Source organism: Clostridium simiarum (assembly GCF_018919175.1).
In the GTDB taxonomy this organism is placed as follows: Bacteria; Bacillota; Clostridia; order Clostridiales; family Clostridiaceae; genus Clostridium_L; species Clostridium_L simiarum.
In genome coordinates this window covers 191,953-206,975 of the sequence record NZ_JAHLQL010000005.1, presented here as the reverse complement: position 1 = coordinate 206,975, position 15,023 = coordinate 191,953, and the positions used below count along the sequence as shown (strand labels likewise).

At 29.4% G+C, this 15,023-nt stretch carries 12 protein-coding genes; 9 read left to right on the top strand and 3 right to left on the bottom strand.

Annotated elements, in window-relative coordinates:
• Positions 1 to 112: 112 nt before the first annotated feature.
• On the bottom strand, positions 113 to 1,840 hold the full coding sequence (locus KQI89_RS14140; protein WP_216457584.1) for an ATP-dependent metallopeptidase FtsH/Yme1/Tma family protein: 1,728 nt from the start codon (positions 1,838 to 1,840) through the stop codon (positions 113 to 115).
• A gap of 211 nt (positions 1,841 to 2,051) precedes the next feature.
• Here KQI89_RS14140 and KQI89_RS14135 point away from each other — a divergent pair, with 211 nt between their 5' ends.
• The 5 genes from KQI89_RS14135 to KQI89_RS14115 all read left to right on the top strand — a co-directional run bounded on the left by KQI89_RS14135 (position 2,052) and on the right by KQI89_RS14115 (position 7,134).
• Positions 2,052 to 3,005, top strand: a complete 954-nt coding sequence (locus tag KQI89_RS14135; protein WP_216457583.1) for a YkvA family protein — start codon at positions 2,052 to 2,054, stop codon at positions 3,003 to 3,005.
• Positions 3,006 to 3,028: 23 nt separating this feature from the next.
• Positions 3,029 to 3,964 (top strand): ribonuclease H1 domain-containing protein, encoded by a 936-nt coding sequence (locus KQI89_RS14130; protein ID WP_216457582.1) that lies wholly within the window; start codon positions 3,029 to 3,031, stop codon positions 3,962 to 3,964.
• A gap of 100 nt (positions 3,965 to 4,064) precedes the next feature.
• Positions 4,065 to 4,244 (top strand): YtxH domain-containing protein, encoded by a 180-nt coding sequence (locus tag KQI89_RS14125; RefSeq protein WP_246583126.1) that lies wholly within the window; start codon positions 4,065 to 4,067, stop codon positions 4,242 to 4,244.
• Between the two features lie 287 nt (positions 4,245 to 4,531).
• A complete protein-coding gene (locus tag KQI89_RS14120; protein ID WP_032120770.1) occupies positions 4,532 to 5,836 on the top strand; it encodes a helix-turn-helix domain-containing protein in 1,305 nt (434 codons plus the stop codon).
• A gap of 38 nt (positions 5,837 to 5,874) precedes the next feature.
• Positions 5,875 to 7,134 (top strand): helix-turn-helix domain-containing protein, encoded by a 1,260-nt coding sequence (locus KQI89_RS14115; RefSeq protein ID WP_216457581.1) that lies wholly within the window; start codon positions 5,875 to 5,877, stop codon positions 7,132 to 7,134.
• 581 nt (positions 7,135 to 7,715) lie between these two features.
• On the opposite strand, the gene KQI89_RS14110 is transcribed toward KQI89_RS14115, so the two are convergent.
• Positions 7,716 to 9,248 carry a thiol-activated cytolysin family protein gene (locus KQI89_RS14110; protein ID WP_216457580.1) on the bottom strand — a complete coding sequence of 511 codons (1,533 nt, stop codon included), beginning with the start codon at positions 9,246 to 9,248 and terminating at the stop codon, positions 7,716 to 7,718.
• Positions 9,249 to 9,501: 253 nt separating this feature from the next.
• Between KQI89_RS14110 and clpB the strand changes: the two genes are divergently transcribed.
• The gene (gene clpB, locus KQI89_RS14105) at positions 9,502 to 12,096 is read left to right on the top strand and encodes an ATP-dependent chaperone ClpB (protein WP_216457579.1); all 2,595 of its coding nucleotides are present in this window, start codon (positions 9,502 to 9,504) and stop codon (positions 12,094 to 12,096) included.
• 111 nt (positions 12,097 to 12,207) lie between these two features.
• Here the strand turns inward: clpB and mnmA are convergent, their stop codons facing one another.
• A complete protein-coding gene (gene mnmA, locus KQI89_RS14100; protein ID WP_281418326.1) occupies positions 12,208 to 13,362 on the bottom strand; it encodes a tRNA 2-thiouridine(34) synthase MnmA in 1,155 nt (384 codons plus the stop codon).
• Positions 13,363 to 13,615: 253 nt separating this feature from the next.
• On the opposite strand from mnmA, the gene KQI89_RS14095 reads away from it, so the two are divergent.
• The 3 genes from KQI89_RS14095 to KQI89_RS14085 all read left to right on the top strand — a co-directional run bounded on the left by KQI89_RS14095 (position 13,616) and on the right by KQI89_RS14085 (position 15,022).
• The gene (locus tag KQI89_RS14095; protein WP_032120774.1) at positions 13,616 to 13,798 is read left to right on the top strand and encodes a hypothetical protein; all 183 of its coding nucleotides are present in this window, start codon (positions 13,616 to 13,618) and stop codon (positions 13,796 to 13,798) included.
• A 15-nt stretch (positions 13,799 to 13,813) separates the two neighbouring features.
• Entirely contained in the window at positions 13,814 to 14,059 is a 246-nt protein-coding gene (locus KQI89_RS14090) for a spore coat protein (RefSeq protein WP_216457578.1), read from the top strand.
• Between the two features lie 360 nt (positions 14,060 to 14,419).
• Complete coding sequence (locus KQI89_RS14085) at positions 14,420 to 15,022, top strand: ECF transporter S component (RefSeq protein ID WP_032120776.1); 603 nt, start codon at positions 14,420 to 14,422, stop codon at positions 15,020 to 15,022.
• Position 15,023 lies beyond the last annotated feature (1 nt).

The following is a 15,023-nucleotide window of genomic DNA, read 5'->3' as shown; positions in this document are numbered from 1 at the left end:
CCTTAGAAAAACTAAAAATTGTTTTCTAAGGGTTTTATTAAAACTTATTTAAATCTTGTAAAAGTTAGGTACTAGCTATAAGTAAAGTCTAATTTAAACTAAGGATTAAACATTATAATAAGTCTTTGGTATAGAGAGTTTCTTTTTCTAAAAGTTTCTCTGATAAAGTGTTTAATTCATCTAGGTTTTCTATTAAGAGGTCCTTTGTTTTTTCATATAGGTCATTTAATAATTCTTTACATTCCATTGTAATATCTGAAGTTGATACATTAAATCTTTCTTGGATTGAGGATAGGTTTAACAATCCAAGAGAGTTACCCATACCATATTCTGTAAGCATGTTTGTCATTAAGGTTGTACATTGTTTTAAATCATTATAAGCTCCTGTAGTTATATGTTCCTTACCAAATATTATTTCTTCAGCGGCTCTTCCACCTAAGAAAACCATGATTTTGTTTTTTAGGTAGGTAAGGCTTTCGTAAGATGTATCCTCGGGAATACTTAAAGTATATCCACCAGCACCTTTTGTAGTTGGTATTATAGTTACCTTAGAGATTTTTTCTTTTGGAAATAACTTCTTTGTTACTAAAGCATGTCCTATTTCATGATAAGCTGTTATGGATTTAGATTTTTCATCTAAGAAATCTTTATTTACCTTTTCATAGCCAGCTAATACAATAGAAAATGCCTTATCTAAATGCTCATGAGTTATGAATTCGCTACCTTCTCTACAGGCAAGTATAGCAGATTCGTTTACTAGATTCTCTAATTTAGCTCCAGAAAATAAAGATGTATTTTTCGCCCAGTCCTTTATATTTATATTTTTATAAGGCTTATTTTTAAAATGAAGATTCAAAATATCCTCTCTTGCCTTAACATCAGGAAGAGTAATTTCAATATGTCTATCGAATCTACCTGGTCTAAGAAGTGCAGAGTCAAGCATATCTAGTCTGTTTGTAGCTGCCATTACAATTATACCGTGGTGCTCATTAAATCCTGACATTTCTGTTAATAAGGCATTTAATGTTTGATCTCTTTCATCAGATCCACCTGCCTTGGAAGAATCACGTTTTTTACCAATAGCATCAATTTCATCTATAAATATAACAGCCTTTCCGTGGCTTTTTGCCTTTTTAAACAAGGACCTTATACGACTAGCACCAACACCTACGTAAACCTGCACAAAATCAGAACCGGACATAGCATAAAAAGGTACATTAGCTTCTCCAGCTACAGCTTTAGCTAATAGGGTTTTACCCGTACCAGGTTCCCCATATAGTATGATTCCTTTTGGCATCCTAGCACCATACTTTGAGTATTTTTCTGGATTTTTAAGATAATCTACAATATCCATAACACTTTCTTTTGCCTCTTCATTTCCTGCCATAATATTAAAGTCCCACTTAACATCTGTAGCTGCTTTAGCATCTAAGGAATCTACAGATTTTAACCCTCTTCCACTAGTGGCTACAGATTTAACGAAATAAGAAAGTAATATCAAAGAGGAAAAACCTAATAATAAAGAAGGAATCAGCTGAGAAAGAGATAAATCATCTTTTTCTAAAACCTTTGCTCCAACTTTTAATAGATCTTCTTTAAGTGTTATACTTCTTGGGTTATCCGTGAAATATTCTGTACCATCTTTTAATTTTATTTTCATTGAATCCTGTGCTGAAAGGTATACTTTATCAATAGTATTGTTATTCATATCAGTTACAAATTGAGAGTAATCTTTGTAGTTGTTAACTTTTATAGTTTTATTTACTATTATCAAATATATTAGAGATAATACAGCTATTAACACAGGTATTAATAAGTATTTTTTCTTTAATTTATTCATCTTAACCTCCCGATACAGGATATAACTCCTGAATTTAGTTTACATAATATATTATAATCTTTTTTAATATCTTGTCTAATGAAAATCATAAAATTTACCTTGTTAACTTATGTCATTAAAAACAGCTATTAATTCTTGTAACTATTGTGAATTAATAAATTACCATGATATACTATTAAGATAAGAAACTTCTAAAAGGATGGGGATTATTATGTTGGTTTCTCAAGTTAATGCCAAATTATCTGAATTAGATTTAATGGGGATAATAGATGAATATGTAAAGGTTGAAGGATTAAAGATTGAATCTATTGCTATAAATGAATTTATAGAAGTATTTGGACAATATAAAAAAGTTGTAAATTTACCTTTTAAGCTTACTTTAGCTTTTGGAAGCTTCTATAATAATAAAATAAATTTAAAACTAACTTCTATCAAGGTTTATAAGTTAGGGGTTATATCTCCTATTAAAAACTATACTTTAAAGAAGATAATAGAGTCTTTAAAGCAAAAAGGTATAAATGTTAATGAGGATCATATTACATTAGATTTAGATATATTATTGAAAGCGGTGCCTTATGTAACCTTTAAACTAGATTATATTGAGCTTTTAAAGGGATACATTCAGGTTTCAGTAAAAGATGTGTTAGTATCATTAAATAAAAGCACAGAGTCTTTAAAAATTGAAGAAGAAGAAGAGAAGGAAGAGATAGACTATAGTAATATTACAACTATAGAAAAAGTTAAAGATTGTTATTCTGATGTAAGAGAGACAGTAAAGGAAAAAGTTCCAGAAAAGTATAAAGAAGCTGTGGAATGGGCTATGATTGTGCCGGATATATTATCTTTAATATACAGGATATTTAAAGACAATAGAGTTAAGATGAAAACTAAAATTGCATTAGGAACTTCTATAGCATATTTGACACTGCCATTTGATATAATACCAAATAAAATACCGTTTATAGGGAAAATAGATGAGTTTGCAGTAGCTTTCTTTGCTTTAAATAGGATAGTTAATGATGTACCTTTACCAATAATATTAGAAAATTGGGAAGGTAAGAATAATATAATTGTGGTTTTAAAAGAAACATTAAATTACATAAACAAATTTAGTGGAGGAACAAATGTAGATAAATTGTATAACACTGTCTTAAAATTTGTATAAAAAGTCATAAAGCGAGGTAACAGATGGGAAAAAAAGTTTATGCCATAAAAGAAGGTTATGATAGTTTAAATAAAGAAGAAGTAAGAGATATAATTGTTGAAACTTGGGATCAGTGCTTAAAATATGTTAAAGGGGTAAAGGGAGCAAAATACAAGAGTTTTTCATCTTTAAAGGAAGCTGAAGACTTTTTAAAGGAAGAAAATAGATTGCTTAAAAAAGGTATAGATAATTATCCTACAGATGTACCACAGATATATGTTGATGGAAGCTTCAATTCATCTACAGGTATATATGGATATGGTCTTGTAGTTATAATGAAAGATGAGATTATTTATGCTGAAAAAGGCTGTCCAGAAGATGATAGCCTAAAAAATTTAAGACAGATAGCTGGAGAGCTTAAAGGAGCCATTAGAGCTGCGGAATATGCCTTAGATTATGGGTATAATCATATTGTTATCTTTCATGATTATGAAGGCATAAGTCATCATGCCACAGGATACTGGGAGAGAAAAGAGAAGTCTTCAGAAGAGTATTATGATAAGATGAATAGATTTATGAAAGATATGGGATTGAAAATAACCTTTGTTAAGGTAGATAGCCATACTTTAGACTTATATAACGAAGTAGCAGATGAACTGGCTAAGTTAGCAGCAGGAGTAGAAATTGAAGGTGTTGTTAGTAAGCTATTAAAAAACACAACTATTAAAATAAAAGATAAAAAAGTATTAGCTGAAATAGAAGGACTAATAAAAGAAACTGTTAAAGAAAATATACATGTTACTAGTGATATAAAAAAAACAAATAATATAGAAAAAATTAAAGAAGAAAATTTATGCTTTATAATGGAAAAATTAAAAGAAGCTTATGCTAAAAGTGAATGTGATGCAAGGGAATATTTAAAGTCATTAAAAGACGAAATTAAAGAAGATATAATAATAAGTTGTATTGAAAACAAATAGTTTTAGTATATTAAAATAATAATCTCCAATTATTACAATGATTAAGATTATAAAAAATGCATAAACTACCTATAGAAAATAATTAAAGAGGTGGTTAAATATGCGTAATAATAAATTTATGACAGGAATGACAACAGGAGCTATTATAGGAGCTGCTATGGGAATGATGATGAGTCCAGATATGGACAAAAGGACAAAGAAAAAAATAAGAAGATCAGGGAAGGCTATAAAGAATATGGCAACAGACATGTATAGTGGAATGTCAAATTGGATGAGATAAGAATAGATTTATTAAAGCAGTTCAATATTATTTGAACTGCTTTAAATATATTTAATTAAAATATATTTAATAGTTACTTATAAAAAAAATATAAGTTTTACATATAATTAGTTATATGGGTTAGATTTACAATAAAATCTTGGATAAACAATGAAAAATTAAATATTTTGTTATATAAAAGAAAAAAATCATATGGTTTACATTAAAAATATGTTATAATAAAACAGAATATTCATGCAAAGATTTAATTTTATTAAACATATAACTTCAGTAAAGGAAGAGTGATTATGGAGATATTGTCTTTAGGAGAAAAGATTAAACGTAGAAGAAAAGAACTTAATATGACATTAAAGGATTTAGCAGGAGATAGAATAACTCCAGGACAAATCAGTTTGGTAGAGTCTGGGAAATCAAATCCTAGTATGGATTTATTAGAATACCTAGCAGAAACGCTTAGGACCTCTGTGGATTATCTCATGGAGTCTGAAGAGAGTCAAGCAGAAAAAATTTGTTTATTTTTTGAAAATATGGCGGAGGCAAATATATTGAATGGAGATTTAAACACAGCCTCACAATATATTGAAAAGGCCTTATATTATGCAGAAAGATATAACCTAGAATATAGAAAGGCAAGAAATCTATATTTAAGAGCTACTATTCACAAGTCTAAAGATGAATATGGACCTGCTCAACAATTCTTTCTTTCAGCAAATGTTATATTTATAAAAAATAATAATTTTGAAGAGGTTGTACATACATTCTTAAATTTAGGTAAAATAACCTTTGAAGTAAAAGCCTACCATTCTTCTAATAGTTATCTTCAACAGGCAGAAAAAGCTTTTTTAGATAACAATATAGGAGATGATGCTCTAATAGGTGAGATATACTATTATATGGCAAATACATATTATAAACTAGAAAGTTTAGATAAAGCAATAAATTATACTTATCTTGCAAAAGAAAGATTTGGTCAACTAGATGATAAAAAGGATTATGCTAATTCATTGCTTTTATTAGCAGAACAATATAATAAAAAAGGTGACGTAGATAATGCTATAAGATATTCAATGAAAACCTTAGATGTATTTAGAGAATTAGAAGATTCATTCCAAATATCGGAAGTTGAAAACAATTTGGGCAAGCTATTTTATGAGTTTGAAAATATAGAAGAATCCTTTAAACACTTAAATAAGGCCAAGGAGATGCGTTCTAAAAATAAGGACCCTAAAATTATAGAAACTATAATAAATATTTGTGAGAATTATATAAAACTTAAAGATGATGAAAATTGCAAAAAAACCTTAGAGGAGATATCTTCTAATATAAGTGATGGGGATAACGACGCATTAATAAAGTACTACCTTTTAAAGTATAGAGTTGAGCTTTTAGAAGAAAATCTTTCACAGGCTGAAAACACCTTAATTATGGCTCTTAATTTTGCAAGAAATATGGAGTGTTATAAAGAGGCAGCTGAAATTGCTATAATACTAGGTAAGTTTTATATAGAAAATAGGGACGATAAAGGAGCAGCTAAATACCTAAATGAAGGGGTACTAATGTTTAAAAAGCTTGGAATCATTAAAGATAATTAGTAGAAAATAATTGTTATATTGGATAGGTGTGATAAAGCATGGAAATATTATCTACAGGAGAAAAAATTAAAAGGGCTAGGATATATAAAGGTGCGACTTTAAAAGATATATGTAAAGATAAAGTATCTGTGTCTAAAATGAGTTGCATAGAAAATGATAAAATTAAGCCAGAGAAATGGATAATAGAATATGTAGCTGATAAGCTTGAGCTAGATGTGGACTACCTTATGAAAGATGTGGAAGAACAAATAAAGGCCAATATAGATGTGTTAAAGGATGAAAAATTTAATAGTGATGTGGAAGAAAAGCTTCAATATAATTTAGAATATGCCCTAGATTATAATTACAATGATTTAAGCTTTGAAATAATGCATATTTTGTTTAATGGATACATAGAGATAGGTAAGTTTGAAAATATACAGATTATAAACTCTAAATATTACGACCTATGTCAAAAATCGAAGTCTGATAATAATCATCTTGTATATTATAAAGATATGGCAAGGTACCTTTATATGAACAAGGAATATATGCAAGCATCTACCTATTATAATTCTGTAAGGAAGTATATAAGAGAAAAAAATATAGAAGATTATGATATGCTAAGTACTGTAACTTACAATGAAGCTGCTTGCTACATGATGTTAGAGGATTATGAAAGATGCTACGAAGTTGCAGTAAGACTTATAGACCTTTTAGAGCATGTTAATAAGGATATCAAAAACGCAGAAATATATCATCTTTTAGCTATATTATCATTAAAGATGGGTAAAGATAATTTTGAAGAATATGAGTCTAAATCTTATAAATATTTCAAGGATGATTTTGGAAGGAAGGCAAATGCCATACTAAATTATGCTACAGCAATGTTTGAAATTGGAGATAAAGAAAAAGCTACGGAGTATGTTAAAAATGGTTTAAACACATATCCTAAGGATAATAAACAGTCTTTAGTAGAATACATGTTAAGATGCATAGAAGAGTTAACAAATAATAATATATTGGATGAAGCACAGTTTATTTGTGATGAAACTTTAAATTTTGCTATAGATTGCGATAATATAAGATACATAGAGAGAGCCTATTATTTTAAATCAATTATCCTTCAAAAGGCAGGAAAGTATGATCAAGCTGAAATGTATATGAATCTTTCTACAGACGCTTTATTTAAATATGCAAATAAACAGGAAAGATATAATAGATATATAGAAATGGGAGATATGTATCATAAACTTGAAGAAGTAAACGAGTCTATAAAATACTTTACCTTAGCTCTTGGACTTCAGAAAAAGATGTAAACTTATGAGATAAAAAATATTTTTTAGCAAATCCTTAGAGGTTTTTGATTAAAGAGATTTTTAGGTAAAAAAGGCTGTATTTTTTAAATATAGCCTTTTTATTTGAAGAAAAAGATTTTCCTTTTCTAGCTTTTCAAGCTGTTTTTTAAATTTAAAGTTTTCTTTTAAAATATTAATTTCTTCTTACAGAATGGAATTTACTTTGCATTCTTTTGACTTTAATAATTCATTCTGTAGTTAAAATGCATATTTAGTTTGAAAGAAGAATAGCATTTAAAATATAGATGTTTATTGTTATTTTTAAGTTACAAGGATAACAAAATAAGAAAATGACTATTCTTATTTTCGCATATAAACTGGAACAATGGGTTTCAAATAGGTATTTCATTTTAGTAAGATATAGTTATTTTTATTATGAATTCTGGAGGTTTAGATGGATCAGGAGGAGAGTTATCCTTTCGTAACAACGAAAAGTAGAATGGAACTAATCTAAAAGAAAATAAAAAATTAGCGGTAAATAACTATAATGATTGTTATTTACCGCTAAAAGTTTTAGAGTTAAATATTAAAAGTTAATGTATTTAATTAAACTTGATATTAGCTGTAGGGTATAATGTAGTTCCTCCAATTGAAACTCTTATTTCATTTGATAATGGTACATCATATTCATCAATAATTGTTCTAAACCATTCCCAAGCAAGGCCTGTACACTCTCTTGCTAAAATTCTTATATTTTTTGAATTAGGAGGCAGTGGTATTACTGTACAGTAATGAGCTGTTTTATCTTGATAATTTCCTGCCCAAGTTTTATGGGTTAGTACTTCCTTTCCATTGTCATCATAGGAAAATTCGTCCCAGGATACTTCAAATTGTGCTACATAGGCACCATAATGATCAAGAATTATTTTACCCCTAGAATATTCTGTTGATGTAGTCTCCACATAATCTGTTTTATTATGAACTGCAGCAATTGAATTATCTTTCAAGAAAACGCTTGTATATGAAATTGGATATGCTGGATTTTTAGCACTGAATTCTGCATTATCTTTGATTATATTTCGAATTTCATCAAAGTCCTTTGTGATAATCTTATTATGTTCTTTTGCGTCTCCTCCTAATACTACCGCAGTAAAGGAGCTTTCTTCAAAAATATCTTTATATTGTGCATTAGACTCTACATTATTATTTTTAAGCAATGCTTTAAAGGCAGCTTGGATATCTTTACTCTTAGATGTGGTTTCTAATTTCACATAAATTGTTCTACCATAGGCTACATTTGATACTATAACAGGTGGCGCCTCATTGCTTACTCCTTTACGAGTTAGCTCTTCAAAAGTAACACTATCATCAAAAAGTTCTGATGGATTATTAGGTAGTTCTGCACTTACGGTATAAAATATTTGTTTGTATGCCGCAACCATAACTTTTTTATCACCATTTGCTATAGCATTAAAATCAATTCCTAGTGAGTTATCAATAACTTTAGCATTAACATTAAGAGCACTTGATATTTGTGATTTACTATAAACCATAGCTTCTGAATATTGTGTTCTTGCGGGTAAAGTGTTTGTTTCAGAATACTTTTCATTCCAAGTGGACGCTAGTTCATCGATGGCACCAGAGACGTTACCATAGGTTGGGTTTTGAACTGTTACTGTATTTTCATTTTTCATACCTGGTAAGTCTATGCTAATATTCAAAGGTTTTCTCTTGCACATTAGAATATTAGGTTGATTTTCAATAAAATTACGGTTTGCAAGCTGTAACGCTCCTGGGTATGTACGATTACTCATAGAATCAATAATTGAAATATCCACTGGTGAAGTTGTAAGTGATTTTTTATTGCGTTCAACCACTATAAATTTTCCTTTTGAATTTAAGCCTTCTTTTGGGACAAAGCTTTCTATTTTATCGCCATTTGTGGCTAAAATCTCATCTTTATTATAGGTTAGGTTTGCTATGCCAGTATCAATATCAGTGGATTTAATGGCCTCACTTGCCAAAATAAATGGAGAGGTTTCTGCAAAGGCAGCGCCTGGATAATTCATAATACACAAACTAGCCAATAAGAAGAATGACAATTTGTTCTTGTTAAGTTTTTTCAGAATATTCATACAATTCATTCCCTTCCTTTATATAAATCATACCATAATTTTACCATAGAAATCAAATCCAAAAGATAGATATTTAACCATATAAAATATTTACAAAAGATCTTCATGCATAATGTTTTGCATATAAATACAATTAGACCTTTAGAAGTTTAAATTATTGTAGTAGCTGAATGGTTACAGATTTTTATTTTATTTAAAATACTGATAATATATATAGTAAGATAGTAAAAAATAAAAATTAAGGAGGGAAGTTATGAATATAGAAAAGTTGACATTGAGGGTACAAAATGCTCTGAATGACTCTCAAGCTATAGCAGTAAGTTATAGACATCAGCAAATTGATATCATACATCTCTTTGCAGCACTTGTACAGCAAGAAGATGGGCTTATACCAAATATATTGGAGAAAATGGGAGTAAGTATAAAAAATCTAAATTATGATATAAATAAAGAATTAGAAAAGTTACCTAAGGTTTTAGGTAGTGGAGCTGATAATTCTTCTGTTTATGCAACAAGAAGAATAGAAGAAGTATTTATTAGTGCAGAAAAAATAGCAAAGGATTTTAAGGATTCTTATATAAGTGTTGAACATATTATGTTAGCTATAATGGATGTGGATTATAAAGGTATTACAGGAAGGATAATGGTAAGTAATGGGATCAACAAGAAGGATTTTATGTCTGCACTAGCTGCTACTCGAGGAAATCAAAGGGTAGATACTATGGATCCTGAGGGTACTTATGATGCACTAAAAAAATATAGTATAAATCTTGTGGAACTTGCTAAAAAACATAAGCTTGATCCTGTTATTGGAAGAGATGAAGAGATAAGAAGGACTGTTAGAATATTATCTAGAAGAACTAAAAATAATCCAGTATTAATAGGAGAGCCAGGAGTGGGTAAAACTGCTATAGTAGAGGGATTGGCAGAAAGAATTGTTAGAGGTGATGTCCCCGAAGGACTTAAGGATAAGATAATTTTCTCTTTAGATATGGGAGCTTTAATTGCTGGAGCTAAATATAGGGGTGAATTTGAAGAAAGATTAAAGGCTGTATTAAAGGAAGTTCAAAGTAGTAATGGAAGGATAATATTATTTATTGATGAACTTCATACTATAGTTGGAGCTGGTAAAACAGAAGGTGCTATGGATGCAGGTAACATTATAAAGCCACTTTTAGCCAGAGGAGAACTTAATTGTATAGGGGCAACTACTTTTGACGAGTATAGACAATATATAGAAAAGGATAAGGCACTTGAAAGAAGATTTCAACCCGTTATAGTTGAAGAACCTTCTGTAGAAGATACAATATCCATATTAAGAGGATTAAAAGAGAGATTTGAGATACATCATGGGATAAGAATTCATGATTCTGCTATAATAGCTGCAGCAAAACTATCTCATAGGTATATAACAGATAGGTTTTTACCAGATAAGGCCATAGATCTTATAGATGAAGCTGGAGCTATGATAAGGACTGAAATAGATAGTTTACCTACAGAATTAGATGTGGTTAGAAGAAGAATATTCCAACTTGAAATTGAAAAAGAAAGCCTAAATAGAGAAAGAGACAGTTTTTCTAAAGATAGGCTAGCGCATCTAGAAAAAGAACTTAGTGAATTAAAAGAAAAAGACAAGGCAATGACTGCTAAGTATGAAAAAGAAAAAACTCATATATTAGAAGTAAGGGATTTAAAAACTGAATTGGATAATATAAGAGGAAGAATTGAAAAGTATGAGAGAGAGTATGATTTAAATAAAGTAGCAGAATTAAGATATGGAAGGCTCCCTCAAATAGAAAAGAAAATACAAGAAAAAGAAGAACTTATTAAGGAAAATTATGAAGGAGCTCTATTAAAGGAAGAAGTTACAGAGGAGGAAATATCTGAAATAGTATCAAAGTGGACTGGAATACCGGTGTCCAGGATTCTAGAGGGAGAACGAAAGAAACTTTTAAGATTAGAAGAAGAGTTAAAAATAAGGGTTGTAGATCAAGAAGAGCCTATTAAAGCTGTAGCTAATGCAGTAATAAGAGCTAGGGCAGGACTTAAAAGTGTAAATAAACCTATAGGTTCCTTTATATTTTTAGGACCTACAGGAGTAGGGAAAACAGAGCTTGCTAAGACTCTAGCAAGAACATTATTTGATAGTGAGGAAAATATGATAAGGATAGATATGTCAGAGTATATGGAAAAGTTTTCTGTATCTAGGCTTATAGGAGCTCCTCCAGGATATGTAGGTTATGAACAAGGCGGACAGTTGACAGAAGCGGTTAGAAGAAAACCCTACAGTGTTATACTTTTCGATGAAATAGAAAAAGCTCATGAAGATGTGTTTAATGTATTTCTTCAGATTTTGGACGATGGACGATTGACAGATAATAAGGGAAATATTATTGATTTTAAAAACACTATAATAATCATGACTTCTAATATAGGAAGTCAGTATTTGCTACAAAATAAAAAAGAAAATCAAATAGAAGAAGGCATAAAAGAATCAGTAATAAGAGATATGAGAGATAGATTTAAACCGGAATTCCTTAATAGAGTAGATGATATTATATTATTTAAACCTTTATCTAAAAATGGGGTAGTAAAAATAATAGATATATTTTTACAAGAATTAAACTATAGATTAAAAGAAAAAAATATGAGTATATCTGTAACAGAAGAAGCGAAGACACTTTTAGCCAAAGAGGGATACGATCCTATATATGGTGCTAGACCCCTAAGAAGATATATAGAAAATTCTCTAGAGACAGAAATAGCGAGAAAAATTATTTCCGGAGAAATAAAGGAAGGACAGAATATAAAAGTAGATATAGAAGAAGGAGATCTTCTTATAATATAAGTCATGGGATAAAATAAAAGATAAAAGCTTAGGAATTTTTAAAATATGACTTCCTAAGCTTTTATATTTAGTCTTTCAAAAAAAGTTTATGGGTTAGTATAGGGATAATTTTTAAAGGTTGTATTCCTTAAATTTTTCCATGCTTTCTTTACTCTTAAAGTACTTATCTATGGTAGCTCCACCAAGGCATTCTGAATCTTTATAGAAAACAACTGCTTGACCTGGGGTTATAGCTTTTTGAGCCTCTTTAAATTCTACAAAACATTTATTATCTTTCATTAAATGAAGTGTAACCTGCTGGTCAGGTTGTCTATATCTAAATTTAGCTGTACATTGGAACTTCTTAGGCTTTTCATTTTCACTTATGAAACTTAAATCCGTAGCTATCAAACCATAGGAGTACAAAGAGGCATGTTGCTCTCCTTGAACTACATAAAGAGTATTAGTTTTTAGATCTTTTTCAGCTACAAACCAAGGTTCGCCTTCACCACCTATACCCAAACCTTTTCTTTGACCTAATGTATAATACATAAGTCCGTCATGCTTTCCTTTTATTTCCCCAGAAGGTGTTTTTATAAGTCCGGATTTTGCAGGTAAAAAGTTGCTTAAAAATTTATTAAAGTCTCTCTCTCCTATGAAACAAACTCCAGTACTATCTTTTTTATTTGCAGTTTCAAGCCCAGCTTTTTTTGCTAGCTCTCTAACTTGAGATTTTTCAAGGTGTCCTATTGGAAATAAGGATTTCGAAAGCTGATATTGATTTAACTTACATAAAAAATAAGTTTGATCTTTATTATTATCTGCTCCTCTTAAAAGCTTGTATTCTCCATCCTTAAAATCTACATTAGCATAATGTCCCATAGCTATGTAATCTGCTTCAAGCTTTAAAGCCATATCTAAAAAAGCTTTGAATTTTATTTCTTTATTACACATTACATCAGGATTTGGAGTTCTTCCTTTTTTATACTCTTCTAAAAAGTAACTAAAAACTCTATCCCAATATTCACGAACAAAGTTTACAGTGTAGTAAGGGATTTCTAATTGATCGCAAACTCTTCTAACATCCTCATAATCTTCAGTAGCTGTACAGGCACCATCATCATCTTTTTCATCCCAGTTTTTCATGAATATGCCCACAACATTATATCCCTGTTCTTTAAGTAGTAATGCCGCTACAGAGGAATCCACTCCACCAGACATACCAACTATGACTTTTGTATCTTTTGGATCTTTCATATATATCAATGTCAAAAAAAATTTCGACATTTACCTCCCTTCAAAGTGTTAATTCTATTATACATATATATTTTTTCTTTGGCTATTTTTATTACACTAGATATTTTTATCATAAATGAAATAATTAATCAATGCTTCAATGAAAAATATAGGATTAGTTTTATTATTAAATAATTATAAAGATTTTAAAATATAACATAAAGATAAAAATTATACCTGAATATTTTATCTATAGAATTCTAATACTAGTATTGTAAATAAAATAAAAGGAGAGTTGATTAATATGCAATTAAGTCAATTAGAATTACAAAATTTAAGACATCTTATAGGATCACATGAAACAGCCCATCAAAAATTAAGTGCATATGCACAGCAAGCTACAGATCCTCAAATAAAGCAAATGTTTGAGCAATCAGCTAAAGAAGCTCAAAATACTAAACAAAAACTAATAAATTTTTTAGGATAGAAGGAGGAAATGTAAATGCAAGATAAAGATATGGTAAATGATGTTTTATCAATGGTAAATGGAAGTTTATCAGGATATGCTAGTGCTATAAGCCAAACTGAAAATGAACAATTAAGACAGACTCTTCAACAAATAAGAAACAATGATGAGAATTGTCAATATAACTTGTATAAGGTAGCATCCCAAAAAGGATTTTACAAACCAGCATCACAAGCTACATCTCAACAAATACAAGAAATTAAATCACAATTTAATGCTTAGAGCTTTTAAAGCACAGGGAAATAAGCATAATATTTAAAGTAAGAAAAAATAATGAAAAGGGCTTTCAAGGTTTTACTTTGAAAGCCCTTTAGTAATTCTAGTTATTATTCATAACTTATTAAAATCCCTCCATAAGAAATCTGTAATATTTATGGTTAAATATTGAATATGCATAGATAACGTTTGTAGAAAAATGTGAAAATGAAACTTTGGAAAAACTTTAACAAATTCTATTAACATTTTTTAAAAAAGGTGATAAAATACTTTTAGTCGGTATTCTTATAGAAATCGAACTGTATTTTAAATCTTAATTAAATTTCAACTTATATCCTTTAGGGGAATAAGAGTGAGGAGGATATCATGGAAAGAGGATCAAGATTAAGTCAAACAAGGACAAGGCAGCTTACTGTAGTAGGTATGTTGTCTGCAATTTGCATTATATTAGGAGTTACAGGCTATGGATTTATTCAATTGCCTATAGCTAAGATAACTATAATGCACATACCTGTAATAATAGGTGCAATAATAGAAGGGCCTAAGGTAGGAATGTTAATTGGACTTATGTTTGGAGGATTTAGTATAATCCAGAACATAATGGCTCCAAATCTTTTATCTTTTGCTTTTATAAACCCATTAGTTTCTATACTACCAAGGATTTTAATCCCATTAACTTCCTATTATAGCTACAAACTCATAAAAATAAAAAATGAATCTATAAGAATTGGAATTGGTGCAGCGATAGGATCTTTGACTAATACTGTTGGAGTATTAACTATGATATACATTTTATACGTAGATAAATATGCAACAGTTAAAAATCTTACTATTGATAAAGCTACAAAAGCCATTTTTGGAGTAGCCTATACTAATGGTATACTAGAAGCTATAGTTGGAGTACTTATAACTATATCTGTGGTAGGTGCTGTAAATAAAATAAAAAAGGAAAAGAGAAAAGATAATTAGT